Origin of the sequence: Mycolicibacter sinensis, assembly GCF_001667375.1 — a bacterium.
Taxonomy (GTDB): Bacteria; Actinomycetota; Actinomycetes; order Mycobacteriales; family Mycobacteriaceae; genus Mycobacterium; species Mycobacterium sinense_A.
The window spans coordinates 41,260-67,880 of the sequence record NZ_LZIN01000039.1 but is presented as its reverse complement, the minus strand read 5'-3'; the positions used below and the strand labels follow the sequence as shown (position 1 = coordinate 67,880).

Here is a 26,621-nt window from a genome sequence, read left to right as displayed (position 1 = left end):
GGTTCTGCGCCGGGTTGAGGGCGTAGCCGAAGGGGAACGGCGCGCCGGCGGGTGGTACATGGGCGTCGGCGGCACCGGTGGCGCCGGAGGCGACGGGGTGATCGGCGGCATCGGTGGCGCCGGTGGTGCCGGGATCGGTTGGATGCTGGGCATCGGTGGTGCCGGCGGCGCCGGCGGCGACGGCACCCATCTCGGCGGCAACGGTGGTGACGGCGGCAACGGCTCGGCGTGGTTCGGCGGCGGCGGCGACGGCGGCGACGCCGGCAACGGCGTCTGGGTCAGCCAGGGTGATCTGCCCGGCCTGGGCGGCGCCGGAGGTCTCGCGGGCGCGTTCGGCACCCACGGCGCGGTCGGCCACTTCGGCGCGCTGGACGGAGCTCCGGAGAAGGCGCTGCCCGAACTGGGCACCGCCGGCAATTGGATCGTCGACCAGGACGGCCGGGTGGTCATCCTGCAGGGCGTCAACCAGGTGTACAAGTCGCCGCCGTTCTCGCCCGGCGGCAACGGCTTCGACGACGACGACGCGAAGTTCCTGGCCGACAACGGATTCACTGCGGTGCGGCTGGGCTTGTACTGGGCGCAGATCGAGCCGAAGCCCGGGGAGTACAACTGGGCCTACCTCGAGTCGGTCAAGGAGACCATCGAGATCCTCAAGGCGCGCGGCATCGTCAGCATCCTCGATATGCACCAGGACCTCTACAGCTCGGAGATCGGCGGCAACGGCGCCCCGGACTGGGCGACGCTGTTCAACCCGGACGACAACGACACCAGCGCGCCGTTCCCCTTCGGCTACGCCCTCAACCCGGCGCAGAACCAGGCCTGGGATGCGTTCTGGGCCAACGAGAAGGTCGACGGCATCGGGCTGCAGAACCACTACGCCCGGATGTGGCAGAACGTCGCCGACTACCTGGGCGGCACGCCCGGCGTGGCCGGCTACGAGATCATGAACGAGCCGTGGCTGGGCTCGCCGTGGTTGGCCAGCCTGCTCGGCGACCCGCACTTCGACCGCGAGACGCTGACCCCGTTCTACGACCAGGTGATCTCGGCGATCCGGTCGGTCGACCCGAACACCACGGTGTACTACGAGCCGAACGTGTTGTTCGGCAATGCCACCGCGGTCACCCACCTGGACGAGGTCGACGACGACAACGTGGTCTTCGCGTTCCACGACTACTGCATCTTCGACGCCCTGGGCGGGGGCAGCTCCACCGGGTGCTCGCTGTGGGACGGGATGATGATGGACGGCGCCCAGCGCTACATCGACCACTACGGCGTCCCCGGGGTGGTCACCGAATTCGGTGCCACCCATAACGTCGACACCATTGCCAGCCAGCTGAACTCGATCGACCCGCACCGGTTCGGCTGGCTGTACTGGGGCTACACCAACGAGGCGGGCTCGTTGGTGCACAACACCAACCTGCCGCCGACCGGCGGTAACGTCGACGAGCCCATCGTGGCGACCCTGGCCCAGCCCTACCCGCAGGTGATCGCCGGAATCCCGAACACCTGGTCGTTCGCAGGCGGCGTCTTCTCGTTCAGTTACTCCACGGCGATGGCCGACGGCTCGGGCAGCTTCGCCGCCGGGTCGGAGACCAAGATCTCGATCCCGGACATCCAGTTCCCGAACGGCTACCAGGTCAGCGTCACCGGCGGCGAGGTCCTCTCGGACCCCAACGCCGCGGTGCTGGTGATCGGATCGGGCGCCGGCGCGGGCACCGTGAGCGTCACCGTGACCCCGGTCGCGGCGACATAGCCGGCGTCATCCGCCGGGGGGCGCGGCGTCGTCCGCCGCCGAGAGTGAACGCACGCAGGTGATTTCGCTCTCAAAGTCAAGCGGTTAGTGCATTTCCCTCATGCTGCTTGCTTGATCAGGGCCGCTAGGCGATGGGTGGCGGGGTCTCAGGGCAGCCAGCCCAGCTGGTCGGCGAACAGCGCGTAGCCGACGAACGCCACGGTGTCGATCAGACCGTGGGCGAGGATCAACGGCCACAGCCGGCCGCTGCGCTGCCAGGCGTAGCCGAACACCAGACCCATCACGACGTTGCCAAGGCCGGCGCCGAACCCCTGGTAGAGGTGATACGCCCCGCGCAGCAGGGCCGAGCAGGCCAGCGCCACCGGCCTCGAGACGCCCAGCTGTCCCAGCCGCGTCAGCAGATAGCCGACGACGATCACCTCCTCGGCCCATCCGTTGGCGAACGCGATCACGATCAGCATCGGGGCGCGCCACCAGGTGTCGTTGATCGCCGCGGGGATGACGTCGGCGTTGAGACCCAGGGTGCGCGCCAGCAGATACAGCGCTAACCCGGGCAGCCCGATCAATGCCGCCAGGCCCAGGGCACCGGCCAGATCGCGGCCGCGGGGCAGCCGGTCCAGCCCGATCCGCGCGGGGCCATAACCGCTGCGCCACAACAGATACAGCGCCAGCGCACCCCAGGCGAACAGCTGCGCCGCCCAGGCCGCGTTGAGGCCGAAGTCGATGCCGTCGAAGTAGGACCGGCGCGGGTTCAGCGGGATCCGCTGGGCGCTCAGGTCACGCAGCACCGCGTCGGCCAGTTGCAGCATCGCGGTGGCGGCGCTGACGCCGTAGGTCACCGCCAGCATCACGGCGATCTCCAGGCGCAGTGCGCGTCCTGGGGCCGCCGGCTCGGTCACCTCGACACGGTAACCGGTGACCGCTAGCGAAGGCGCGGCTGCAGGCCGTTGAGGAACGGGCAACCCATCAGGGCGCGCACCGCCCGGTTCAGCCCCAACACGTCGGTGACCGGCCGCGGGAAGCTCAGCCGGACATCGTGGTCGCCGTCGGGGGCCTCGACCCGCAGCCACATGCCGTAGCGGTCCACGGCCAGCGGGCGGGGCCGCCCGCGCCGCAGTCGCGGTGGCAGCTTGGTGGTGGCCAGCCGGGCGACCAGCTCGGGGTGTGCCGAGTCCAGGTGATGCAGCCAGTGCGCCTCGATCGCGCAGAACGGGTCGGGGCTTGCGGCCAGCAGCTCATCCACGGCGACCGCTTCGGCCCCGGTCGCGTCGGCCAGCACCGCCGAGTCCGGGATGAGCCGCAGCAGAGTGTAGCGGCCGCCCGCGGGCGAGCGCGGTGAGATCACTTGCAGCAGCGCCGGGTTGGGGTCGGCCGTGGCGATCCGGTCGAGCAGGGCGACGATCTCTGGCTCGGGCACCGCCTGCAGCCGGCCGCGGATCCACACCAGAGCCCGGACGCGTTCCCGCAGCCGCAGCGGGGCATGGTCGGTGAGCTCCAGCATCGCCGCGACACCCGGTTCGGCGGCGGCGGCCGCCTCGGCGGCCTGGTCGTCGACGGGGACCGCAACCACCACCGAGCCGTCCGACAGCAGGTGGCACACCGGTGCGTTGACCGGCGCGGCGTCGGTGGAGTCGGCGATGGCCACCAGTGCCTGGCCCCGGACGCAGGCGCTGCGGATCCGCTCCGCGGACGTCGGGACGGTTACCGCTGTGGTGGTGGTTGCCATCGATCACCCTTCCAGTAAGTGAGGTAAGGCTAACTTAATTAACCGCCCGGCTCGGCGCAACCGAAATGCGGAATCAATTCGCCGTGCCACCGCGTCGAACGTGAAGCCAGCTGCACGCCCGGGCCCGAACGTGAAGCTGGCTTCACGCTCGCGCCGGTGGTGACTGCGACGCCGAGGCCCCGACCGGGCCGCGGCCGATAGGGTTGTGCCGTGACCCGCATCAGCTATCTCGGCCCGGCGGGGACCTTCGCCGAAGCGGCGTTGCTCGCGTTGACCGGCGCCGGACTGGTTCCCGGCGGTGGCCAAGAGCATCGCGCCGTGCCGGCCGAGAGCACGCCGGCCGCACTGGAGGCGGTGCGTACCGGCGCCGCCGAGTACGCCTGCGTGCCGATCGAGAACTCGATCGAGGGTGGTGTGACGCCCACCCTGGACGGACTCGCGGTCGGCTCGGCGCTCCAGATATTCGCCGAAACCGCCCTGGAGGTCGCGTTCTCGGTCGTCGTCGCGCCCGGCCGCACGCCGGCCGACATCCGCACCGTGGCCGCTCACCCGGTGGCCGGTGCCCAGGTGCGACGCTGGCTGGCCGAGCACCTGCCGCAGGCGTACACCGTGCCGGCGAACTCCAATGCCGCTGCCGCGCAGCAGGTTTGCGACGGAGAGGCCGACGCCGGTGTGAGCACCGCACTGGCTGCGCAGCAGCGTGGGCTGCTCACCCTGGCCGAAGGTGTCATCGACGAACCCAACGCCTGTACCCGTTTCGTACTGGTCGGCAAGCCCGCGACGCCGCCGCCGCGCACCAGCGCGGACCGGACGTCGGTGGTGCTGCGGCTGGACAACGCGCCCGGCGCACTGGCTGCGGCGCTGACCGAATTCGGCAGCCGCGGTATCGATTTGACCCGGATCGAGTCCCGCCCGACCCGCACCGAGCTGGGCACCTACCTGTTCTTCCTGGACTGCGTGGGGCACATCGACGATCCCGCCGTCGGCGAGGCACTGCAGGCGCTGCGTCAGCGCTGCGCCGACGTGCGGTATCTGGGTTCCTGGCCCGCCGGTCCGGCCGGCCGGACGGAGACGGCGACGTGAGCGGCCGGCTGGTGCTGGTGCGGCACGGGCAGTCCTACGGCAACGTCGAGCGTCGGCTCGACACCCGCCCGCCCGGATCGGAGCTGACCCCGTTGGGCCGCGATCAGGCGCGGGCGTTCGCCGGCAACGGCGTGCACCGTCCGGCGCTGATCGCCCATTCGGTGGCGACCCGGGCCGTGCAGACCGCCGCGGAGATCAGTGGCCGCTTCGGGCTGACCGCCCGCGCCCTCGACGGCATCCACGAGGTGCAGGCCGGCGCGCTGGAGAACCGCAACGACGACGACGCGATCGCCGAGTTCAACGAGACCTATCAGCGCTGGCACTCCGGCGAACCGGGGGTCGCGTTGCCCGGTGGTGAGTCGGCCGAGCAGGTGCTGGACCGTTATCTGCCGGTCGTCACCCAGTTGCGGATGCGCTACCTCGACGACGACGACTGGACCGGCGACATCGTCGTGGTCAGCCACGGCGCGGCGATCCGCCTGGCGGCGGCCACGCTGGCCGGGGTGGACAGCAGCTTCGTACTGGACAACCACCTGAACAACACCGAGGCGGTGGTGCTCTCACCGATCACCGACGGCCGGTGGAGCTGCGTGCAGTGGGGTGCGTTGACGCCGCCGTTCTATCCCGAACCCGATGCGGACCCGGTCGGTGACGCGCTGCGCTCCGACACCGACCCGATGGGCTAGGCGACCGCGAGCGCGGCGGAGCTTGCGGAGCCGGGCGCCTGGGGGCACCTCCCGCTTGCGGGGAGGGTCGCCGCGTCGGGTCAGATCGCCAGCGCGTAGACCTCGGCACAGCGGCAGCCGACCGCCTCGCAGTCCAGCGCGAACGCGTGCAGCAGCATCTCGCCGGGGCAGCCGTCCTCGGTGCACTCGGCGGCCTGCAGCACGTGGTGAATGAGGGTGCCGTGGCAGTGCTCCAGCCCCGCCCGGCAGGCTCGGCAGTGGTCATCCATGCGTCGTTCCTAGCACTGCGTGCCGACAACATCGGCTCGGCGCGCCGCGACACGCCCGCTCAAGCCCACCCCAGGTCGTGCAGCCGGTCGTCGTCGATGCCGAAGTGGTGGGCGATCTCATGGATCACGGTGATGCGCACCTCGTCGACGACCTCGTCGTCGGAGCCGCACATCTCCAGCAGCGCGTCCCGGTAGATCGTGATGGTGTCCGGCAGTGATCCGGCGTAGTTGGAGTCGCGCTCGGTCAGCGCCACCCCTTCATACAGCCCGAGCAGCTCGGGTTCCTCGTCGTTGCGGTCCTCCACCAGCACCACGACGTTGTCGATGGCGGCCGCCAGTTCGGGCGGGATCAGATCCAATGCGTCGGAGACCAGTTCGTCGAACCGGTCCGGGTCCATCTGCACACTCACCGGGGCTGGCTACCGGCGGGCAGTTGGTTCAGCCGCTCGGCGGGAATCGACGGCGGCGGGACCGGTGGCTGGCCGTTGATCAGCAACGACCCGCGGGCGCTGTTGATCAGAGCCGCCCAGCCGCCGTTGCCCAGGGTGGCGCCGAGGCTGCACGCCACCTCGCGGCTGCCTGCCGACCAGCTCGGCAGCGAGACGGTGGCGTAGGTCAGCGTCAGCGTGGTGTCGCGCAACTGCACCGGCGCCAGATAGGCATCGGTAAGCCGGGTGCAGGTCTCCTTGATGAAGGCGTCCTGCTCGGGTTCCGGGGGCAGCGCGTCGGGGAACCGCTCGGCCAGATTGACCGTGCCGGTGACCTCCTTGGTGTGCGGCGCCGCGCAGTCGACCGGAACATCGTTGGGCTGGTTGGTGGCCGGATCGATGCCCAAGCAAGTGCCCGGCGGCCAGACCTTGGACTGGTCGATGTCGGCGACCTTGCCGGTGAAGGCGATCTGCTGGCCGCCCACGCCGGGCAGTTGCAGGCCGCACAACATCCGGCGCTCACCGTGCTGGCGCCAGGCCCGCTCGCCGGCCCACAGCATGCTGGCGACGAACTTGCTGTGCGGGTCGAACTTCGGGCCGAGGTAGCGGCGCACCGAGGACTCGCACTGTTCCTGGGTGATCTGCTCGATGCGGGCGGTCGTCGGCGGCGGGGCGTCCGGGCCGTACTCGGCACCCGGGAACATCTTCATGTCCACCGGCCCGGCGACCTCGAACTTGTGCTCGTCGGCGCAGCTGACCACCGTCGCCCCGTCCAGGTCGTCCGCCGGCCAGTTCAGGCAGTCGCCGGCGACCGCGCGGTCGATCGCCTCGTTGCCCTTGCCGATCCCGATGCCCAGCCCGGGTCCGGCGCCCTTGCCGCCCGGGCTGACGGCCGGCTCGGCGCTCAGGTGGCCGAGCAGCCCGCCCGGCCCGTCGCCCAGCGCCGGAACCACGGTGACCAGCCCGGCGATCAGCAGCCCGCCCAAGGCGGTCAACAGCAGGGTGCGGCGGGTGGCGGCCGCCTGCAGCGTGCGCAGCCAAGACACCCGCTGGGCGGGTGAATTTTCCTGGTCGGCTGCTTTCGACATCCGGTCCATTCTGACAGGCAGGCGGCCACTCGTGACGAATGATGCGAAAGTGATGCGACCGGCGGAGTTGTAGGGTTGCGCCGTGATCGACCTGAACCTGCTGCGCAACGACCCCGACCGCGTCCGCCGCTCGCAGGCGAACCGCGGTGAGGACCCGGCGCTGGTGGATGCCCTGCTGGCCGCCGACACTGCGCGGCGTTCGGCGATCGCGGCGGCCGACACCCTGCGCGCCGAGCAGAAGGCGGCCAGCCGGTCCGTCGGCGCGGCGTCGCCCGAGGAGCGCCCCGCCCTGCTGGCCCGAGCCAAGGAGCTGGCCGAGCAGGTCAAAGCCGCCGAAACCGCCCAGGCCGACACCGAGGCGACGTTCGCCGGTGCGCACATGGCGATCCCGAACGTCGTCATCGACGGGGTGCCGCCCGGCGGGGCCGACGACTTCGCGGTGCTCGAGGTGGTCGGTGAGCGGCCGGCGATCCCGGACCCGCGGGACCACCTGGAGCTCGGTGAGTCGCTGGGCCTGATCGACATGGGCCGCGGCGCCAAGGTCTCCGGCTCGCGGTTCTACTTCCTGACCGGCGCCGGTGCGCTGCTGCAGCTCGGGCTGCTGCAGTTGGCGCTGCGGGTCGCGGTCGACAACGGCTTCACCCCGATGATCACCCCCGCGCTGGTGCGACCCGAGATCATGTCCGGCACCGGATTTTTGGGCGCGCACGCCGAGGAGGTGTACCGGCTCGAGGCCGACGACCTCTACCTGGTCGGCACCTCCGAGGTGCCGCTGGCCGGGTATCACGCCGACGAAATCCTGGATCTGTCCGGTGGGCCGCTGCGCTACGCGGGGTGGTCGTCGTGTTTCCGCCGGGAGGCCGGCAGCTACGGCAAGGACACCCGCGGCATCATCCGGGTGCACCAGTTCGACAAGGTGGAGGGCTTCGTCTACTGCCGGCCCGCCGAGGCCGAGGCCGAGCACGAACGGCTGCTGGGCTGGCAGCGCGAGATGCTGGCGCAGATCGAGGTGCCCTATCGGGTGATCGACGTCGCCGCCGGCGATCTGGGCTCGTCGGCGGCGCGCAAGTTCGACTGCGAGGCCTGGGTGCCGTCGCAGGGCACCTATCGGGAGCTGACCTCGACGTCGAACTGCACCACCTTCCAGGCGCGCCGGCTGGCCACCCGGTACCGCGACGACAACGGCAAGCCGCAGACCGCTGCGACGCTCAACGGCACGCTGGCCACCACCCGCTGGTTGGTGGCGATCCTGGAGAACCATCAGCAGCCCGACGGCAGCGTCCGGGTGCCGAAGGCGCTGGTGCCCTATGTCGGAGTCGACGTGTTGGAGCCGTCCGTTTCCTGACCCGGGCGTCAGGCCGCGAACAGCCGCCGCGAGCAGTCCAGCAGCATCCGGTGCAGCTCTTCGTTGGGGATGTCGGCAACGGCGGGATCGGCTGCCGCGCCGAAGATCCCGGAGACCAGCACTGCCACCGCGGTGCGCGCCGCCGGATCGGGTTGCGGGCCGGCCAGGATGGCCTGCAGGCTGCGGACGGCGTCCCGGAACTCCACGACGGCCTCGACACCACGGCGATGGCGGGGTCGGCGTAGAGCAGTGCCGTGGTGCGCCGGTGCCGGACGGCCAATTCGATCATGCCGCTGATGGTGGCGTCCCGCCGGACCTGCCGGGAGGGGATCACCTCGGCGATCTTGACGACTCGGGCGATGTCCTCGAACGCCGGACGGAACACCGCGGCCACGATGTCGTCCTTGGAGCGGAACTGGTAGTACACCGCTGAGGTGTTGACGCCGAGCCGGTCGGCGATCATCTGCAACGACGTGCCGCTGACCCCGTGCTCGGCGAACAGTCCCTGCGCCGCCTCTAAAACCCCACGCCGCACAGTTCGACTGACCGACCGCTTGATTAGACTTTACTGGTCGTATAACTTAACTTTCCGTCGCGCTAACCATAGGCCCGGGCGGAAAGGGACGTCGCTGATGTTGAACCCACAGGTGGACGGGCATTCCCGGCCTGAACGCTCCCGGCCGGGCGCTGACCGGATGGCCCCGGGTGTCACCGCTTATGTGGTTGACGCGCCGGAGATCGTGGCCGGCCATCCGTTGTTCGCTGCGCTTGCCGAACTGGGTGCCACAGCGAATCGGTTCGCGGCCGACACCCATGTCCTGGTGGTGGTCAGCAAGGCGGGGTCGGATCGATGCGGACGCTGAAGCGGGCGTGGATGCCACTGCTGATCGTCGTGGTGTTAACGCTCGGAACGCTGACGGTGCTGCGCATGCGCACCTACTTCGGCGGCGAGAATTCCAACCTCATCAGCACCAAGGTCGACGACACCAAGCCGTACAACCCCAAGGTCGTCACCTATGAGGTCTTCGGTGACCCCGGCGCGACCGCCGACATCAGCTACCTCGACCTCGACAGCAAGCCGCAGCGCGTCGACGCCGCGATGCTGCCGTGGTCGGTGACCCTGACCACCACCTTGTCCGCGGTATCGCCGAACCTCTACGCGCAAGGCAAAGGCTCCACCCTGGGTTGTCGCATCAGCGTCGACAACGAGCTCAAAGACGAGCGAACCGCCACCGGCGTCAGCGCCCTGACCTTCTGCTTGGTGAAATCGGCATGAGCACTTCCACGGACAACGTCCCCGCCGAGACGCCGACCGAGGTCATCCCCGCGGTGTCGGTTGACCACGCCAAGTCCGGTCGGATTGCCAAATGGATTCGGCGGCTGGCCATTCCGATCATGCTGGGATGGATCGGGATCATCGTCTTGGCGAACGTGACCGTTCCCCAGCTGGAGAAGGTCGCCGAGATGGCCGCGGTCCAGATGACCCCGGACGAGGCGCCGTCGATGATCGCGGTCAAACGTCAGGGCGAGGTGTTCAAGGAGTTCACCTCCAACAGCTCGGTCATGCTGGTGCTCGAGGGCGACGAGCCGCTGGGTGCCGACGCCCACCACTACTACGACCAGATCATCGCCAAACTCAAGACCGACACCGCCCACGTCGAACACATCCAGGACTTCTGGGGTGATCGCCTGACCGCCGCGGGAGCTCAGAGCCCGGACGGCAAAAGCGCCTACGTGCAGATCTATACCGCGGGAAACCAGGGTGAGGCGCTGGCCAACGAGTCGGTCAGAGCTGTCAATCAAGCAGTAGACAGTGTCACCGCGCCACCGGGTGTGAAGGCGTATGTGACCGGCGGTGCGGCGCTGGCGGCCGATCAGGACAAGGCCGGCACCCGCAGCATGCACGTCATCGAGGGCCTGACCTTCGTCGTCATCATCAGCATGATGCTGGCGGTCTACCGCTCCATCACCACCGTGGCGTTGGCGCTGGCGATGGTGGTGACCGGCCTGGCGTCGGCTCGGGGCATCGTGGCATTCCTGGGCTACCACGGGCTGATCGGTCTTTCGCCGTTCGCCACCAGCCTGCTGGTGACGCTGGCCATCGCGGCAGCCACCGATTACGCGATCTTCCTGATCGGCCGATACCAGGAAGCGCGCAGTGCCGGCGAGGACCGGGAACAGGCGTACTACACCATGTTTCGCAGCACCGCGCACGTGGTGCTCGGCTCGGGCATGACCATCGCGGGTGCGACGTTGTGCCTGCACTTCACCCGGTTGCCCTACTTCCAGTCACTGGGCATTCCGCTGGGCATCGGCATGACCATCGTCGTGATCACCTCGCTGACGATGGGGTCCGCCGTCATCGTGGTTGCCGGTCGGTTCGGCACCCTGCTGGAACCCAAGCGCACCAACCGGGGGCGCGGCTGGCGGAAGATCGGCGCGGCCGTAAGCCGTTGGCCGGGACCGATTCTGATCGCCGCCACCGCAGCGGCCCTGGTCGGCATCCTCGCCCTGCCCGGGTACAAGCCCGGCTACAACGACCGCGCCTACATGCCCGCGGATCTACCCGCCAACCAAGGGTTCCTGGCCTCGGACCGGCACTTTCCCTCAGCGCGGATGAACCCCGAGATGCTCATGATCGAAACCGACCATGACATTCGAAACTCCGGGGACTTTCTGGTGATCGAGCGAATCGCCAAGCGGGTCACCGGGGTAGAGGGTGTCTCGCGCGTTATGTCCATCACCCGGCCGCAGGGCATTCCGATGGAGCACTCCACCTTCGGCTACATGCTCGGCATGCAGGCCGTCAGCCAGGACATGACCCGCAAGTTCAACGAGGATCGCACGGCGGACATGCTGGCCCAAGCAGAGGAGATGCAGGTCAACATCGACACGATGACGAAGATGATCGAGCTCATGGAGGAGATGAACGCCACCATGGGGCGCATGGTCGGCAAGATGCACCTGATGGTCGACGACATCGAAGAACTGCGCGACAAGATCGCCGACTTCGACGACTTCTTCCGGCCGATGCGCAGCTACTTCTATTGGGAACCACACTGTTTCGACATTCCGGTCTGCCACTCGCTGCGGTCGGTCTTCGACGCCATGGATGGTGTCGACACCATGACCGACAACTTCAAGCAGATCGTTCCGGACATGGACGCGATGGCCGCGCAACTGCCGCAGATGCTCACGCTGATGCCGCCGATGATCCAGATGATGAAGAACACCAAGGCCATGATGCTGACCACCTACGCCACCCAGAGCGGACTGGCCAAACAGGCGCAGGAAGCCCAGGGAGATCCCGCCGCGATGGGGGAGGCCTTCGACAAGGCCCGCAACGACGACTCGTTCTATCTGCCCCCGGAGATCTTCGACAACGCCGAGTTCCAGCGCGGCATGAAGAATTTCGTGTCGCCGGACGGGCATGCCGTGCGGTTCATCGTCAACCACGAGGGCGATCCGCTGAGCGCGGACGGCATCAAGCACATCGACGCGATCAAGCTCGCCGCCAAGGAAGCCATCAAGACCACCCCCTGGGAGGGCTCGAAGATCTACGTCGGTGGTACCGCCGCGATGTTCAAGGACATGCAGGAGGGCTCCAACTACGACCTGATGATCGCCGGCGTCGCGGCGCTGTGCCTGATCTTCATCATCATGCTGGTGATCACCCGTGCCGTAGTGGCCGCGCTGGTGATCGTGGGCACCGTGGTGGTATCACTCGGCAGCGCCTTCGGACTGTCGGTGTTGCTCTGGCAGAACATCATCGGACTGCAGGTGCACTGGATGGTGATGGCGATGGCGGTGATCATCCTGTTGGCGGTCGGTGCCGACTACAACCTGCTGCTGGTCTCACGCCTGCGAGAGGAGATCCACGCCGGCCTGCACACCGGCATGATCCGAGCGATGGGCGGCAGCGGTTCGGTGGTCACCGCGGCGGGATTGGTGTTCGCCTTCACGATGATGACGATGGCGATCAGTGAACTGCGCGTGATCGGCCAGGTCGGCACCACCATCGGCTTGGGTCTGCTGCTCGACACCCTGATCATCCGCTCGTTCATGACGCCGTCGATCGCGACGCTGCTCGGCAAATGGTTCTGGTGGCCACAGGTACCGCGGCTGCGGCCCAAGCCGTCACCCTGGCCGGCGCCGCTGCAGCGCAACCCGCGCGACGAGCTCGTCGGGTCCGGCGGTGGAGCGCATCGGGGAGGTTGGTGATGCGGACCGCGGTCGCCCGCCACGGGGGGAACTGGACCTGACCTTTTAAGTCAGCGGTGCCATCACCCGGCGTGCGGTGGCCAGCAGGATCTCGTGTAGCTCCTCGTCGGCGATGTCCTCGAGTTCCGGGTCGGCTGCCGCGGTGAAGGTCCCCGCCATCAGCGTCGTGGTGATGACGCGGGCCGCCGCATCCGGCTCGGGCCCCTGCAGGATCGCCGCCGCATCCTGGCCGGCGGCCATGAAATCTTCCCGGGACCGCACGGCGTACTCCACGGCGCGGTCGTAGAACAGGAAGGTGAGCCGGCGGTATCGCACCGCGAGCTCGACCACCCCGCTGACCGTCACATCACGCTTGCCCTGCTCGGTCGGCATCGCCTCGGCGATCTTGATTACCCGGCCGATGTCGTCGAACATCGGTTCCACCAGGGCGATCACGATGTCGTCGCGGGACCGGAATTGGTAATAGACGGCAGGTTTGCTCACGCCCAGCCGGTCGGCGATCATCTGCATCGAGGTGCCGCCCACGCTGTGCTCCATGAACAGGGCCAATGCCGCCTGCAGCACCCGCTCGCGCGCGGATCCGCGCGGCGCCACCGGCTTGGCCACGACATCCCTCCCGTCGTCGCGGCCAGCCTATCGTGAGGCGCTTTCGCTAGAGCTCTGCCACGACCCGCGACGTTGGAGCCGGGGTGTGGCGGCGCTGGCGTTCCATGGTGGCGAAGTAGAACGCGTAGGCGAACGCGCAGCTGGTGAACAGGCTCGAGACGAAGTACAGCCAGGGGCGCCGCAGTCCACGCCGGTAGCCATCCACGATGGTGAACAACGGCAGCAGAACCACATTGATGATGGTGTAGTCCTGGCTGGCCGAGCCGGCCGCCGGATTGGTGAACATCAGCTGGATGTAGTGCGTCCAGCTGCCCGGGCCCCGGATCGGATTGTGATTGGGCCCCTGGGCGTACTCGTTCACGAAACGGACGTTGAAGTACCAGCCCAGCCCGATCGAGGCGATGCCGATCACGTAATACCCGAGTTCCAGAGGCGAGAACGCCCCGCCCCCGGTCGGTTTCGCAAAAACCCCGCGGTTGGATGCCACGATCCACCAGACGGTCGCCAGGCCCAGCACTGCGTGCACGATGAGCGAGATCATGAGGTTAGTGTCACCACGACCCGAAAGTTTTGTCAATATTGCCATTCAGGGCGGCTGTGGGCCTGCGGTACGTTTACCGGCATGCCCCGAGCGCCGCAGACCGCGCGCAGCGAACGCACCCGCGAAGCGTTGCGCCAGGCTGCGCTGGTCCGCTTCCTGGCGCAGGGGGTGGAAGACACCTCCGCCGAGCAGATCGCCGCCGACGCCGGGGTCTCGTTGCGCACCTTTTATCGGCACTTCACCTCCAAACACGACCTGCTGTTCGCCGACTACGACGCCGGGCTGCAGTGGTTCCGCAGCGCGCTGGCCGCCCGGCCCCCCGCCGAGCCGACGATTGAGTCGGTGCAGGCCGCTATCTTCGCTTTTCCCTATGACGTTGAGGCCGTGACCCGCATCGCCGCGTTGCGTGCCGAGGAGCTCGACCCGGAGCGCATCGTGCGCCATATCCGTCAGGTGGAAGCCGACTTCGCCGATGCGGTGGCCGAGCGACTGCGGGTCACGGCGCCCGACGATCAACTGGGAATTGCGGTGACGGCCCGCTGCATCGCGGCGGCGGTGTTCGCCGCGATGGAGGTCTGGATGCTCGGCGAGGACCGTTCGCTGGCCGAGCTGGCCCGGATGTGCCGAACCGCGCTGGATTCGCTTCGGAACCTCTAGTTACGTCAATATTGACAAAACTGCCGCTTCCGTGTCAGCCTCGGCTCGACGGAAAGGCGGTGCGGGGGTGAGTTTCACGACCGATTACGACGCGATCGTCATAGGTGCCGGGCACAACGGGTTGGCTGCGGCGCTCATCCTGCAGCGCGCCGGCCTGCGCACGCTGTGTCTGGAGGCCGGGCGCTACGCCGGTGGGATGTCCTCGACGGTGGAGTTGTTCGACGGCTACCGGTTCGAGATCGCCGGCTCGGTGCAGTTCCCGACGTCGGCCGCGGTCAGCGCGGAACTGGGCCTGGACGGCCTGGACAGCATCGACCTCGAGGTCATGTCGGTGGCGATGCGCGGCGTCGGCGACGACCCGCTGATCCAATACACCGACCCGATGAAGCTGTTCACCCACCTGTCCGAGGTGCACGGCGCCGAGGCCGTCAACGGCATGGCCGGGCTGCTGGCCTGGAGCCAAGCGCCCACCCGGGCGCTGGGCCGTTTCGAGGCCGGCCGCCCGCCGAAGACGCTCGACGAGATGTATGCCTGCGCCACCAGCGAATTCGAACGCTCCGCCATCGACGACATGCTGTTCGGATCGGTCACCGACGTGCTGGACCGCTACCTGCCCGACCGGGAGAAGCACGCGGCGCTGCGCGGGTCGTTCACCGTGCTGGCCGTCAACACGCTCTACCGCGGACCGTCCACCCCCGGCAGCGCGGCGGCCCTGGCCTACGGTCTCGGGGTCCCCGACGAGAACACCGTGCTGATGAAGAAGCTGCGCGGCGGGATCGGGGCGCTCACCGGGCATCTGCATGAGACGTTCACCGCTGCCGGCGGTGAACTGCGGTTGCGCACCAAGGTGTCCGAGATCGTCGTCGACGATGCCCGGGTGGCGGGGGTGCGCACCGAAGCCGGCGGTTCAGCGAGGCTCGACGGAGGAGAGGGGAAGCTGGGACCGCCGCATGGATCCGGCGAGACCGTCACCGCACCGGTGGTGGTCTCGGCCATCGCCCCCGATGTCACCGTCACCGCGCTGATCGACGGGACCGTCCTGCCCGAGGACGTCCGGGCCCGCTATGCCCGCACCGACCATCGCGGCTCCTACCTGCAGATGCATTTCGCGCTGGACGAGGCTCCGCAGTTCGCCGCGCCGTACGAGGCGCTCAACGATCCCGCCATGCAGGCCTCGCTGGGAATCTTCTGCACGCCCGAGGAAGTGCAGCAGCAGTGGGAGGACGCGCGGCGCGGCATCGTGCCGGCCGATCCGACTGTGGTGCTGCAGATTCCGTCGCTGCACGATCCCGATCTGGCGCCGCCCGGCAAGCACGCTGCGTCAGCGTTCGCACTGTGGTTCCCGATCGAGGGAAACGGCAACTACGGCGAGATGAAGGTCGAGATGAGCCAGCGGGTGATCGACAAGATCACCAGGCTGGCGCCGAATTTCGAGCGCAGCATCACCCGCCACACCACTTTTACGCCACGCCATATGGGCACCATGTTCGGAGCGCCCGGCGGGGACTACTGCCATGGCCTGTTGAACCCCGACCAGATCGGTCCCAACCGGCCCGGCCCCCGGGGCTTCGTCGGCCAACCGCTACCGGTCAAGGGACTCTATCTGGGCAGCGCGGGCTGTCACGGCGGCCCGGGGATCACGTTCATCCCCGGCTACAACGCCGCCCATGCGGTGCTGGCCGACCGGACCTGACTCATCCGGTCAGCTCACCGGTGATGTCCTGGAATACCGGGCCCTCGTCCTTGCGATGATCAGTCAGGTTGCGGCACTGGCCATAGATCTTGACGTCTCCATAGCGCGGGTGGTCAGGCTCGGGTGCGATGATCGCCATCAGTTGTTCGGTGTGCAGCACTCGGCCATACGGCATCTTTCCCGGCGGTGGGCCCTCGCTCCAGCCGATGCCGACCATCGCCGCCGCGATCCGGTCGATATACGCCTGCTGCTCGACGTTCGCCGGGAACGTGAACCCGACTTCGGCGACACCCCGATACGGCGCCTCGTTTTGGTCGTTGCAGGATTCAAACCGGAATACCGGGAACAGCCCCTGCAGGTCGGCCGCGCGCACGATCGCTCTGGCCGGTTCGACGACCTGGGCCCGGGTCTGTTCATCGGTCAGTTCCGGCCCTTCGAGTTCGCTTCGCCGGTCATGGGCAGACATCGCGCACCCTCCTATCAGTGCCGTCGCAACCAGCGCCACCGCCCGGCGCCGGGTGCGGTCAGCGGTATTGGTGATCATCGGTGATCGTTGCTGGCGCACGTTTGCCTTCCGGGTCGATGAGTGCCGGGGTGCCGGGGATCCGGGTGTCCACGTGTGGCAGGTCGACCTCCCCGAGGAACGGGACGTGAACTTTCTCCGGCAAACCGATGTGGGCCTGGCGGCGGCCGTCGGCGACCAGGCCGCCGTCGGCCAGTGACTGCCCCTTGTCGGCGGCGATGTCGGTCATCGCCCGCAAGGATTCACTGCCCACGTCGTAGTAGCGGGAGTGATCGCCGAACGCCAGCCCCTGGTGGCCGACCGCCTCGGCCCGAAAACGCACCGACCCGAAGGAATCGCCGGCCGGGTCGGTGCCCAGCCCGGCCATCTCGCCCAGGGGGTGGTGCATGGTGTGGTTGATGAAGTCCGGCGCCAGTCCGGACTGGCCCAGCCACGACACCGGGTCGCTGGAGGCCGCGCCGACGTAGACCTGGCCGCCGTTGAGATGAAAATCGGCGGCGTTTTTCGCCACATCCGTTCCGGGACAACCGATCAGCACCGCATCGCCTGCGTGCATCCCGCTGTTGGCGAACGCGTCGGCCACCGTGGTGGCGCCGTAGGAGTGGCCGAGCACCGTCACGTGCGACGACAACCCGGCGTCGTGGGTCGCCGACAGGCCGTTGACGTCAGCGGCCAACAGCGCGCCACCGTCGCGCGCCAGCCAGGGCGTGGCGATCCGCAAGTCGGCCGGGCTGTCCGGGGCGTCGTAGCCCATCCAGGCCAGCACCGACGTCGACTCACCGGGGTTGGCCAACCGCATCTGGTCGTAGAGGTTGGTGGCGTCGCTGCTTTCCAGCCAGCCCTGCTGCACGCTGTTGCCGGTGCCGGGAACCACCACCGCGGTGTTGGCGGCATGGTCGGGGTTGCCGACCGCGATCGCCGCCTTGCCCTGCCCGTTGAACGCCTCCGGGTCGTAGGCCCACAGCAGGGCCTGACGCGCGGTCGTGCCGTCGGGGTTGACCTTGCCGGCCGTGCGCTCCAGGCCCTTTTCGGTCTGCACCGCATTGGCATAGCGGGTGGCATCACCGGCCGACAGGCCGTAGGCGCCGGGGTCACGCAGCACGTGATCGACGGAGACGCCGCGAAGGTTGGCCAGGTCGCGCACCCGGTTGAGGTCGTCGTGCAGCACCGCGAGGTTGACTTCGTTGCGGGCGTCGGCGGGGATGCCGTTGAGGTTGCCCAGGCCCGGATCGTGCTGGGCGAGATAGGCCGCGCGCTGCTGCGGGGTCAGCGAATTCCACCAGTTCGTGACGGCCTGCGGGTCGGTGTCGGACGGGGGGATCGGCATCAGCGGATCACCCAGCGGCGACGTGGGCTGGTCGAGGCTTTTGACCAGGCCCGGGTCATAGCCCTCGGCGCGCAGCCGGGCCTCGGCGGCGCGCAGCGCGCCCAGGTAGCCGTCGCGGATGACCTTGATGCGGCGCAGCGTCTCCTTGGTGTCGTCGATCGCCGCCTGCTGCAGGTGGTGGATCTGGTCGTGGACTCCCCGGCGCTGCTCGGCGGTCAGCTCGGAGTTCTTGTCCACCTCGAGCCAGTGCGTCAGATTGCGGTCGATGCCCTCCAGGACGGTCTCGAGCTCGGAGATGCACCCCGCCGACGACTGCTGTGCTTCGGCCAGTGCCGCGGCGATGCTCTCCAGATCGGCGGCGATCTTGGGCAGCTGCTCGGCCTGCACTCCCAGCGAGGTGGTGACCAGCTGCACCTGCGCGGAATCGTTGATCGGATGGTCGCCGTTCTCCCGGTTCCAGGCGCCCTCGAACCGCTTGCGGGCTTGCTCGAAAGTGGCATCGGCTTCGGCGGCGGAGCTACCGGCGTTGTGAAACGCCTTCGCCAGGCTGTCGATCTGGGCCGGCCGGCCGTGCTGCAGCGCGGCGTTGATCGCCCACGGATCACCGCCGGCCTCGGCGACCAGCAACGGAATGCTGATCGACTCCAGGTGCACCGATGACCCCTTAGCTTGCGCGGCGATCAACGCTACCACCGCGGTGGCCGGGGTCAATTCAGTTCGGGTTCGCCCCCCGCCAGCAGCTCGTCGAGCAACTCCCGGAACGTTTGCGGGTCTGCCGGGGTGAACGCCGGCCGCGGCCAATGGTTGTCGTGCAGATCCAGCGTGATCAGCGTGGATCGCAGCGGCCGCTTGATGTCCAGCGGCAGCCAGCGGCGCAGATCCGAGCTGCCCCACAGCCGGAAGCGGTGGGTCAGCGCGCCCAGCGGTTCGGCGCGGTAGCCGCGAATCGCCGATAACGGGATCACCTTCGAGGTGCCGGACGGAAAGTGGTAGCGGCGCAACGTGATGGCCCTGCCATCCAGGGCGATCAGACCGTCGTCGTAGGAGCCGCTCACAGTTTCTCGCAGCGCAGCTCGTGGCCCTTGGCGGTCAGGCAGCGACCGGTGTTCAGATCCCACTGCCAGCCGTGCTGATTGCAGGTCAGGGTGCTGCCCTCGACCACCCCGAACTTCAACAGGTCGGCTTTCATGTGCGGGCAGCGGCGCTGAATCTGCCAGTCGCCCAAGGTGATCGTCGCCGAGTCGTCGTGGCTCTCCCCGAACCAGCCGTCGGCGTAGACGATCCGATCCTCGGTGAGGCACTTGAAGAACGTGTAGAGGTACTCGTTGTAACCGCCGACCCGCCAGGCCTTGAACCGGGTGGACAGGAATATCGTGTTGACCCAGTCCGGTTCGCCGTCGCGCAGCACGGTGCGCACCAGCTCGGGCGGGATACCGAAGCCGTAGCGGAACTTCTCACCCGGAACCGGTTCGCGCACCATGCGTTTGGGGAAATCTAGCACGACGGTTTCTTGGTGGCCGGCTCCGTCCAGCACCAGCTCGACCGGATAGCCGATGCCGTCGCAGATCTCGTTGCTCTTGGCCATGATCGGCTCGAACAGCGCCCGCAGCGGCTCCAGCATCGCCGGCCCGGCCGCCGGCGCCCAGGACGCCTTCTCGGCGGCCAGCGCCGGCGCCATCCGATCGGCGTAGGCGGCGATGTAGTCGGCCTTGCCGCTGGTGAAGATTGACTCGACGTCGTCGAACGGGTGGGTCAGCGAATCCAATTGTGCCCCGGTAAACGTCGCACATGACCCGGGGATCATCAGCAGCCCGCCGTCGTGGCCGTTGCGGCGCAGCTGATCCAGGAACACCATCTCGTCGGGGAAGATGTTGGCGGGATCGCCGTGGTCGTCGTTGAGGTAACGCAGCTCGGGATCCAGAAAGCACGGCGGGCCGGCCGACGGCACCACCCACCTGGCGTCGACGTGCGCGACGTATTGGCGGGCGCGGTCCATCTGCCGTTGCCGCTTCTGGATGCCGAACGCCTCCTTGGCCCGCTGCGGCATGTCGTAGACCATCGGGTACCAGATCGCCCCGGAGTACTGCAGCAAATGCACGTCGATGCTCCCGAACGCCGTGAGCACGTCCAGGTCGATCGGGCGCGAGTCGTTCATGTTGAAGACGGTGGTCACCCCGTCGGAAACCACCAGTCCCGAGTCGCCGATCGGGCCGTCGGCCGGGGCACGCAACGCGATGATCATCACGTCCAGAGCGCCCTTGGGGCCGCTCACCGTGTGCCGAACCGAGTCGGTGGTCTCGAAGAACCGGTGGAAGCCCAGCTTCTCCAGTTCGGTGCGCAGATCCGGGACCGGATAGTCGGGCAGTAGCACCACCGCGTCTTTGTTGACGTGGGCGGCCAGATGCCGCGGGTCGAAGTGGTCGTGGTGCAGATGCGAGATGTAGAGGTAATCGCAGTCGCCCAGGGCGTCCCAGTCCAGGGCGGAGTTGTCCGGGAACGGGAACCACGACGCGAAGTAGGCCGGGTTCACCCACGGGTCGCACAGGATGCTGCCCGCGGCGGTCTCGATCCGGAAGCCGGCGTGTCCGACGCTGGTGACCCGCACTAGTACCTTCCCGACGCTGTAGCAGATTCCTCCCGAGCTTAACGACGGCGCGGCCCGCGGCATCGCCTAGGCTGGACGACTGTGGAACCGTGGTACGGCAGCGTCGCGACAACCGCCCGCACGTTGTGGCGCTTTCAGGGGGTGAAGATCACCGTCACCGGCGCGCACAACATCCCCGCCAGCGGCGGCGCCGTGGTCGCGATCAACCACACCGGCTACCTCGACTTCGCGTTCGCCGGCCTCGCCGCCTACGACAACAAGCCGCGCCGGCGGGTGCGGTTCATGGCCAAGAAGGAAACCTTCGACAACCGCTTCACCGGCCCGATCATGCGCGGCTGCCGGCACATCCCGGTCGATCGCGGTCAGGGCGCCGACGCCTACGCCTCCGCCGTCGATTACCTGCGGGCCGGTGAGCTGGTCGGGGTCTACCCGGAGGCGACGATCAGCCGCAGCTTCGAGCTCAAGGAGTTCAAGAGCGGTGCCGCCCGGATGGCACTCGAGGCGCAGGTGCCGATCATCCCGCACATCGTGTGGGGCGCCCAGCGGGTCTGGACCAAGGACCACCCCAGACGGCTGGGGCGCTCCAAGGTGCCGATCTCGGTGGCGGTCGGCGAACCGATACCGCCGACGCTGTCCGTCGAGGACCTGCGGGATCTGCTGCAGACCCGCATGCAACACCTGCTCGAGCAGACCCAGGACGCCTATCCCGAACACCCGGCCGGTGAGTTCTGGGTGCCGCACCGCCTCGGCGGCGGTGCCCCCACTCCGGCCGAGGCGCTGCGGCTCGACGCCGAGGAAGCCGCCCGCAAGGCCGAGGCGCGGGCCGCCCGGCACCCGCAGCCGCCGACCGCGACGGGCGCCGCGGAGTAGCCCTGGCATGCAGCCGGTTTTTCGTGCGCTGGAGCTGACAGCGGTGACCGCGGTGAAGGTCTCCGGCGCCCGCATCGACTTTCGCGGCCTGGAGCACATCCCGGCCGAGGGCGGCGCGGTGATCGCGATCAACCACACCGGCTACGTCGACTTCCTGCCCGCGGCGCTGGCGGCTTATCGCCGGGGCCGGCGGATGCGATTCATGATCAAGGCCGAGATGCAGCAGGTGCGAGTGGTGAATTATCTGATCCACCACACCGGCACCATCCCGGTCGATCGCGGCGCCGGCTCCGACGCCTACCGGCATGCGGTGGCTGCGCTGCGCGCCGGCGAGGTGGTCGGCGTCTACCCGGAAGCCACCATCAGCCGCAGCTTCGAGCTGAAGGAGTTCAAGTCCGGGGCCGCCCGGATGGCGCTCGAGGCGCAGGTGCCGATCGTCCCGCTGATCGTGTGGGGCGCGCACCGGCTGTGGACCAAGGACCACCCGCGGGCGCGGCTGATCGGCAGCCGGATCCCGATCACCGTGCTGGTGGGCGCGCCGCTGGCCCCGGCCGGCGACGCCGCCGGCCTCATCGCCGCCTTGCGTGCGCAGATGGCGCCGATGCTGGCCGGCGTTCAGCAGGACTACCCGCACCCGGCGGGCCAGTACTGGGTACCGCGGCGGCTGGGCGGTACCGCGCCCACCCCGGCGGAAGCCAAGGTTCTCGACGAACGGGAGCTGGCGCAGCGGGCGGCCGGCCGAGCCCGGAGCGCTGAAGATGGCTGAACCCTTCTTCCGCACCCTGGAGATCGTGATCCCCGCGCTGGTGAAAGCCAACGGGCCGCACGTGACCTTCGAGGGCCTGGAGAACATTCCCGAACGCGGCGGCGCGGTGCTCGCTCTCAACCACACCAGCTACCTGGACTGGTATCCGGCCTCGCTGGCGGCCCTGCGGCGCCGCCGCCGGTTGCGGTTCATGATCAAGGCCGAGATGACCGAGGTGCCGGTGATCAGATACGTGATCAAGCACATCAAGCTGATCCCGGTCGACCGCTCGGCCGGGGCCGGTGCCTACGACGTGGCGGTGCAGCGGCTGCGCGAGGGTGAGCTCGTCGGGCTGCACCCGGAGGCCACCATCAGCCGCAGCTTCGAACTGCGCGAGTTCAAGACCGGCGCCGCCCGGATGGCGCATGCCGCCGGTGTCCCGATCATCCCGGTCATCGTCTGGGGCATGCAGCGGGTATGGACGAAGGACCACCCGAAGCAGCTGTGGCGCAACCACGTTCCGGTGCTGGCCAAGATCGGCCGGCCGATGGCCGCCTCCGGTGACGTCGAGGCGACCACCGCCGCGCTGCGTGACACCATGGCCGTCATGCTCGACCAGGCGCAACGCGAGTACCCGCACCCCGCCGGCGCGTACTGGGTGCCGCGGCGGCTCGGCGGCGGCGCCCCCACCATGGCCGAAGGCCTGGCAATGCGCGAAACCGAGCTCGCCGAACGCGATCGCAAACGGCTCGAGCGGGCACAGCAGGGCCGGCTGCGGCGGGCGCTGGCCGGTCTGAGTCGGCGTTGATGGCACCGCGGCAATACCCGGTCCCCGCGCTGATCGCCAGCGACGTCGACGGCACTCTGCTCGACAACGCCGAGAACATCACCGCGCGCACCCGGGCGGCGGTGCACGCGGCCGTCGACTCCGGCGCCGGGTTCGTCCTGGCGACCGGGCGCCCGCCGCGCTGGATCGCCCCGGTGGTCGACGCGCTCGGCTTCGCCCCGCTGGCGGTGTGCGCCAACGGGGCGGTGCTCTACGACCCGGACACCGACCGGGTGATCTCGGCGCGCACGCTGTCGGCCGACATCCTGGTCAAACTGGCCGAGGTCGTCGGACGCGTCCTGCCCGGCGCGGGGTTGGCCGTGGAACGCATCGGCGAGCGCGCACACGACGCGGCGACGCCGCAGTTCGTCAGCTCACCGGGCTATGAACATGCCTGGCTCAACCCGGACAACACCGAGGTCTCCCTGGCCGACCTGCTGTCCCAGCCGGCGATCAAGCTGTTGATCCGCAAGGCCGGGGCGGCCAGTGCCGACATGACGGCGCAGCTGGCGCCGCATATCGGCAGCGCCGCGGAGATGACTTATTCCACCAACAACGGGCTGGTCGAGGTGGTGCCGGCCGGGATCACCAAGGCCACCGGCATCGAGGAGCTGATCATGCCGATGGGAATCGGCATCGATCAGGTGGTGGCTTTCGGCGACATGCCCAACGACCTGCCGTTGCTGCTGGGGGCGGGCCATGGTGTGGCGATGGGTAACGCGCATCCCGAAGTGCTGGCGGCGGCTGCCGAGATCACCGCGCCCAACACCGAGGACGGCCTGGCGCGGGTGCTGGAACGATGGTGGAACCCCAACGGGGGTTAGCCGATTTCGAGCACCCGGGAGAAGCGCTCCAGCTGTACCGGCGGACCCTCCGGCGGGGGCGGCGGCAGCTCTTCGGCGTTGCCGTCGATGACCCGGACGACGCTGCCGCTGGCCCGGTTGTAGTTCAGCGTGCCGTGCTGGAAGTTCTGCCCGATCCACTCCGGCTCGGGGATCTCGGCGCTGGTGGGCAGCCCCAGCATGCCGCGCTCGTAGCCCAGCGACGCCCAGGCGTCGTAGATCGCCCCGGTGATCGGCTGGGCGCCGGTCTCCGGTGACCAGTACACCGCTCCGTGCTCGAACGTCGCGTACTTGGTGGAACCCTCGCCGATCGCCTCGGGCGAGGTGACGGCGCCGAGCATGCCTTCGGAGCCGCCCAGCTCCAGCCAGCGGGTGTGGATGGCGCCGCCCTGCATCGTCCGGGCGAGGTCTTCCGGGCCCGGCGGGTCGCCGAATCGGGCGGCGATCTCCCGGATCTCGTTGAGCGCCACGTACCCCTGCTCACCGGGGCACTCGGTCGCGTCGAGGTCGCGGTGGCCGATGATCGCCGGCAGCGTCAGCTCCGAGCCGCGGGGAACGTGGGTGGACGCGCCGCCGGCGGAGGTCAGGTGCACGGTGCCGCGCGGGTCGGCGAGGTCCAGGCCCAGCCGCCAGCCCAGCAACCGGCCGACGGTCTCGAGCTGAATCGGCGGGGGAGGCGCGTCGTCGAAGGTGCCGATCATCGACACCCCCCAGGTGTTCTTATTGAACCCGCCGGCGTGGCTGCCCACGATGCCCTTGGTGATGCCGCCGGCCCGGCCCTCGAACACCTGGCCGTACTTGTCCACCAGCGCGTTGTAGCCGATGTCGCACCAGCCCAGGGTGCGGGTGTGGTAGGCGTAGATGGCCCGGATGATCTCCGCCGAGTCCTCGGGGGAGTAGTCGTTGGAGCCCGCGGTGTGATGCACCACCGCGGCGTGGATCGGGCCGCTCTCCGCCGGCTTGCCGCACCGCCCGCGAGCGCCGGCACCCCACTGGCTGCGCGGAATGATGTTGGGCGGCTGACCCGGGGCCAGGGCCGCGCTCGGCGGCGACCACTGGGCGTCGACCGGGGCTTTCGGGGGGGTGATCAGCACCGCGGAGATGTTCTGCGCGAACGGCTGAGCGGCGGTGGCCGGGATGTAGCCGAGGTCGGGTTTGGGCTGTTTCGGCGGCGTCTGCTGTTTGGCCGGGGTCTGCGCCTGGGCGGCGGGGCCGGCCCGGGTGACCGCGATCTGCACCGCGGTGGTGCGCCCGACGAACACCGGCTCGGTGCCGTCCGGACCGGGGGCGTCGGCGGGCCGGGCCGGGGAGGCATGCTCGGTGGCCTCGTGGGCGGTGGCGTACCAGGGTCCCCAGGACCCGTCGGCGCGCTTGGCGCGGATCTTCGCCGAGGTGCCGCTGAGGTCGGCGCCGGTGAGCGCGACCATGGTGAACGGCTCGTCCTGGGTGATCTCGCGGACGGTGACGCCGGGCTCCAGGTCGGGCAGCGGCTGCTGGTTCAGCTTGGTCGCGGCGGCGCTCGGTGGCTCGGCCGGCGGGGAGCCCGATCCATAGCCCAATGCCCACGGCAGGATCAGCACGGTCGCGACGGTAGCGGTCAGCTTGATCGTCGGCGGTGGGCGACGGGTTGGCACGTGCTGATGTTACGTATGTGTCTTGTGTTGTTAGTGATACGACACGCGACCCTGCGGGCCGGCCGCATTGTTAACGGCACCGCAGAGTCCTCCGTTGCCCTGGCGGGCTGACTCTGCGGTGCCGTTAGGGAAACAGGCTCCTGGGTCAGGGGGCTGGGACCGCGGCGGGTGCGGCCGCGGCGGCCGGGGCGGCACCTTGCGCGGCCTGCGCGATGGACGGGATCACCACACCCTTGAGCAGGTCGATGGCCTGTCCGGCACCGAGCTGATTGGCCGCACTCATCAGGTCGCTGACGACTCCGCCCTTCTCCTCCGGCATGCCCATGCCCAGCGACGGGTCGCCGAGGATCGGGTAGGTGCCGTCCAGGCCCGGGTCCAGGCCCACCGGCGAGGTGAGCGGGTCACCGGAGCCCAGCAGGCCGGTGTCCGGGCTGGTCAACCCGGGGCTGGTCAGCCCGGGGCTGGTCAGCGAGGAGTCGGACAGCGACGGCGTGGTCAGACCGGGCGAAGTCAGGCCCGGGGTGCCCAGCGACGGCGTGGTCAAGCCCGAGGTGGTGGACACGCCCGGGGTACCCAGCGGCGGCGTCGCCAGTGACGGCGTCGTCAGCGAGGGGTCGGTGAGCCCCGGCGTGGCCAGGCCCGGCGTCAGTCCCGTGGGCGAGGTCAACCCCGGCGAGGCGGGGTACAGCCCCGGCGAGGTAAGCCCCGGCGAGGCCGGGTAGGCGCCGGGCATCGAACCCGTCCCGCCCCCGAAGCCCGGGACCGGCGGAAGGTTCACGCCGAACTGGGACAGCCCTTGGGTGAGGGCCGAGATGAGCTCACTGGGCAGATCGGCCACCGACGCGGCCGCGACGAAGTCACGGTGCTGCGGGGCGTCCTGGCGGGCGGCCAGGTCGGATACTGCGACAACTGCAAACGGACTCGCGACTGCCAGGGCGGCGACTGCGCTCATGGTGGTCGAGAGCCTGCGTCGACGTCGGTTCGGCACGGAAGTCTCCTCAATGTGTTTTGCCCCGCGGTCCTGATCTCGGGGACCACCAGAGCGTTTACTGCCTACCGGATCGACGGTACGCGTGTGACTGATGTGAATAGAGTGACGAGATCGAATCGTGAGGAAACCGCGACCAACCCTTCGTCGGCGTCGATATCCTCA

General features: G+C 68.9%; 26 protein-coding genes and 1 pseudogene. 13 read left to right on the top strand and 14 right to left on the bottom strand.

Annotation, left to right across the window (positions count from 1 at the left end; genetic code table 11):
- Window positions 1-1,753 (top strand): cellulase family glycosylhydrolase (locus A5771_RS09030; RefSeq protein ID WP_131808903.1); only part of this gene is annotated, 1,753 nt, incomplete at its 5' end.
- A gap of 146 nt (window positions 1,754-1,899) precedes the next feature.
- Here A5771_RS09030 and A5771_RS09025 read toward each other — a convergent pair.
- Both A5771_RS09025 and A5771_RS09020 read right to left on the bottom strand, forming a co-directional pair.
- Window positions 1,900-2,601: a CPBP family intramembrane glutamic endopeptidase gene (locus tag A5771_RS09025; protein WP_207545415.1), complete on the bottom strand. Its 702-nt coding sequence runs from the start codon at window positions 2,599-2,601 to the stop codon at window positions 1,900-1,902.
- Between the two features lie 74 nt (window positions 2,602-2,675).
- Window positions 2,676-3,479, bottom strand: a complete 804-nt coding sequence (locus A5771_RS09020; RefSeq protein ID WP_064854877.1) for a DUF2470 domain-containing protein — start codon at window positions 3,477-3,479, stop codon at window positions 2,676-2,678.
- A 210-nt stretch (window positions 3,480-3,689) separates the two neighbouring features.
- Between A5771_RS09020 and pheA the strand changes: the two genes are divergently transcribed.
- Complete coding sequence (pheA, locus tag A5771_RS09015; RefSeq protein ID WP_064854876.1) at window positions 3,690-4,562, top strand: prephenate dehydratase; 873 nt, start codon at window positions 3,690-3,692, stop codon at window positions 4,560-4,562.
- Window positions 4,559-5,248: a histidine phosphatase family protein gene (locus tag A5771_RS09010; RefSeq protein ID WP_064854875.1), complete on the top strand. Its 690-nt coding sequence runs from the start codon at window positions 4,559-4,561 to the stop codon at window positions 5,246-5,248. Before pheA ends, A5771_RS09010 begins: the two co-directional genes overlap by 4 nt.
- Window positions 5,249-5,328: 80 nt before the next feature.
- Here A5771_RS09010 and A5771_RS09005 read toward each other — a convergent pair whose 3' ends face one another.
- The 3 genes and pseudogenes from A5771_RS09005 to A5771_RS08995 all read right to left on the bottom strand — a co-directional run.
- The gene (locus A5771_RS09005; RefSeq protein ID WP_064854874.1) at window positions 5,329-5,517 is read right to left on the bottom strand and encodes a hypothetical protein; all 189 of its coding nucleotides are present in this window, start codon (window positions 5,515-5,517) and stop codon (window positions 5,329-5,331) included.
- A gap of 59 nt (window positions 5,518-5,576) precedes the next feature.
- Window positions 5,577-5,927, bottom strand: a complete 351-nt coding sequence (locus A5771_RS09000; RefSeq protein ID WP_064854873.1) for a metallopeptidase family protein — start codon at window positions 5,925-5,927, stop codon at window positions 5,577-5,579.
- Window positions 5,928-5,944: 17 nt separating this feature from the next.
- Window positions 5,945-7,042, bottom strand: a pseudogene (locus tag A5771_RS08995) (septum formation family protein); the annotation flags it as partial.
- Between the two features lie 73 nt (window positions 7,043-7,115).
- Here A5771_RS08995 and serS point away from each other — a divergent pair.
- Window positions 7,116-8,378, top strand: coding sequence for a serine--tRNA ligase (serS, locus tag A5771_RS08990; protein WP_064854871.1), 1,263 nt, complete (start codon window positions 7,116-7,118; stop codon window positions 8,376-8,378).
- Window positions 8,379-8,386: 8 nt separating this feature from the next.
- Here serS and A5771_RS24525 read toward each other — a convergent pair whose 3' ends face one another.
- A complete protein-coding gene (locus A5771_RS24525; protein WP_342707864.1) occupies window positions 8,387-8,584 on the bottom strand; it encodes a hypothetical protein in 198 nt (65 codons plus the stop codon).
- Window positions 8,585-9,010: 426 nt separating this feature from the next.
- Between A5771_RS24525 and A5771_RS23010 the strand changes: the two genes are divergently transcribed.
- The 3 genes from A5771_RS23010 to A5771_RS08975 are packed head-to-tail and all read left to right on the top strand — an operon-like array spanning window position 9,011 to window position 12,599.
- Window positions 9,011-9,241, top strand: coding sequence for a hypothetical protein (locus A5771_RS23010; protein WP_131808902.1), 231 nt, complete (start codon window positions 9,011-9,013; stop codon window positions 9,239-9,241).
- The gene (locus tag A5771_RS08980) at window positions 9,229-9,654 is read left to right on the top strand and encodes an MmpS family transport accessory protein (protein ID WP_064854870.1); all 426 of its coding nucleotides are present in this window, start codon (window positions 9,229-9,231) and stop codon (window positions 9,652-9,654) included. The genes A5771_RS23010 and A5771_RS08980 overlap by 13 nt, the downstream gene beginning before the upstream one ends.
- Window positions 9,651-12,599, top strand: coding sequence for an RND family transporter (locus A5771_RS08975; RefSeq protein WP_064854869.1), 2,949 nt, complete (start codon window positions 9,651-9,653; stop codon window positions 12,597-12,599). The genes A5771_RS08980 and A5771_RS08975 overlap by 4 nt, the downstream gene beginning before the upstream one ends.
- A gap of 45 nt (window positions 12,600-12,644) precedes the next feature.
- On the opposite strand, the gene A5771_RS08970 is transcribed toward A5771_RS08975, so the two are convergent.
- Window positions 12,645-13,205: a TetR/AcrR family transcriptional regulator gene (locus A5771_RS08970; RefSeq protein WP_064854868.1), complete on the bottom strand. Its 561-nt coding sequence runs from the start codon at window positions 13,203-13,205 to the stop codon at window positions 12,645-12,647.
- 46 nt (window positions 13,206-13,251) lie between these two features.
- On the bottom strand, window positions 13,252-13,746 hold the full coding sequence (locus tag A5771_RS08965) for a DUF2834 domain-containing protein (RefSeq protein WP_064854867.1): 495 nt from the start codon (window positions 13,744-13,746) through the stop codon (window positions 13,252-13,254).
- 81 nt (window positions 13,747-13,827) lie between these two features.
- Between A5771_RS08965 and A5771_RS08960 the strand changes: the two genes are divergently transcribed.
- Together A5771_RS08960 and A5771_RS08955 are read left to right on the top strand one after the other, a co-directional pair.
- Entirely contained in the window at window positions 13,828-14,403 is a 576-nt protein-coding gene (locus A5771_RS08960; RefSeq protein ID WP_064854866.1) for a TetR/AcrR family transcriptional regulator, read from the top strand.
- A gap of 67 nt (window positions 14,404-14,470) precedes the next feature.
- On the top strand, window positions 14,471-16,096 hold the full coding sequence (locus A5771_RS08955; RefSeq protein WP_064854865.1) for a phytoene desaturase family protein: 1,626 nt from the start codon (window positions 14,471-14,473) through the stop codon (window positions 16,094-16,096).
- A 1-nt stretch (window position 16,097) separates the two neighbouring features.
- On the opposite strand, the gene A5771_RS08950 is transcribed toward A5771_RS08955, so the two are convergent.
- The 4 genes from A5771_RS08950 to A5771_RS08935 are packed head-to-tail and all read right to left on the bottom strand — an operon-like array spanning window position 16,098 to window position 20,551.
- Entirely contained in the window at window positions 16,098-16,601 is a 504-nt protein-coding gene (locus A5771_RS08950; RefSeq protein WP_234783005.1) for a hypothetical protein, read from the bottom strand.
- 19 nt (window positions 16,602-16,620) lie between these two features.
- Window positions 16,621-18,600, bottom strand: a complete 1,980-nt coding sequence (locus tag A5771_RS08945) for an alpha/beta hydrolase (RefSeq protein WP_064854884.1) — start codon at window positions 18,598-18,600, stop codon at window positions 16,621-16,623.
- A gap of 53 nt (window positions 18,601-18,653) precedes the next feature.
- Window positions 18,654-19,001 (bottom strand): hypothetical protein, encoded by a 348-nt coding sequence (locus tag A5771_RS08940; RefSeq protein ID WP_064854863.1) that lies wholly within the window; start codon window positions 18,999-19,001, stop codon window positions 18,654-18,656.
- Window positions 18,998-20,551, bottom strand: coding sequence for an MBL fold metallo-hydrolase (locus A5771_RS08935; protein WP_064854862.1), 1,554 nt, complete (start codon window positions 20,549-20,551; stop codon window positions 18,998-19,000). Before A5771_RS08935 ends, A5771_RS08940 begins: the two co-directional genes overlap by 4 nt.
- Before the next feature lie 81 nt (window positions 20,552-20,632).
- On the opposite strand from A5771_RS08935, the gene A5771_RS08930 reads away from it, so the two are divergent.
- From A5771_RS08930 to A5771_RS08915, 4 genes are read left to right on the top strand one after another with little or no spacing between them, the layout of a single operon-like run.
- Window positions 20,633-21,421 (top strand): lysophospholipid acyltransferase family protein, encoded by a 789-nt coding sequence (locus tag A5771_RS08930; RefSeq protein ID WP_064854861.1) that lies wholly within the window; start codon window positions 20,633-20,635, stop codon window positions 21,419-21,421.
- 7 nt (window positions 21,422-21,428) lie between these two features.
- The gene (locus tag A5771_RS08925) at window positions 21,429-22,187 is read left to right on the top strand and encodes a lysophospholipid acyltransferase family protein (protein ID WP_064854860.1); all 759 of its coding nucleotides are present in this window, start codon (window positions 21,429-21,431) and stop codon (window positions 22,185-22,187) included.
- Entirely contained in the window at window positions 22,180-22,974 is a 795-nt protein-coding gene (locus A5771_RS08920; RefSeq protein ID WP_064854859.1) for a lysophospholipid acyltransferase family protein, read from the top strand. Before A5771_RS08925 ends, A5771_RS08920 begins: the two co-directional genes overlap by 8 nt.
- Window positions 22,974-23,816 (top strand): Cof-type HAD-IIB family hydrolase, encoded by an 843-nt coding sequence (locus A5771_RS08915; protein ID WP_064854858.1) that lies wholly within the window; start codon window positions 22,974-22,976, stop codon window positions 23,814-23,816. Before A5771_RS08920 ends, A5771_RS08915 begins: the two co-directional genes overlap by 1 nt.
- Here A5771_RS08915 and A5771_RS08910 read toward each other — a convergent pair.
- Together A5771_RS08910 and A5771_RS08905 are read right to left on the bottom strand one after the other, a co-directional pair.
- Window positions 23,813-25,468, bottom strand: coding sequence for an N-acetylmuramoyl-L-alanine amidase (locus A5771_RS08910; protein WP_064854857.1), 1,656 nt, complete (start codon window positions 25,466-25,468; stop codon window positions 23,813-23,815). The genes A5771_RS08915 and A5771_RS08910 overlap by 4 nt on opposite strands.
- Window positions 25,469-25,613: 145 nt before the next feature.
- Window positions 25,614-26,456: a hypothetical protein gene (locus tag A5771_RS08905; protein ID WP_064854856.1), complete on the bottom strand. Its 843-nt coding sequence runs from the start codon at window positions 26,454-26,456 to the stop codon at window positions 25,614-25,616.
- Between the last annotated feature and the right edge of the window lie 165 nt (window positions 26,457-26,621).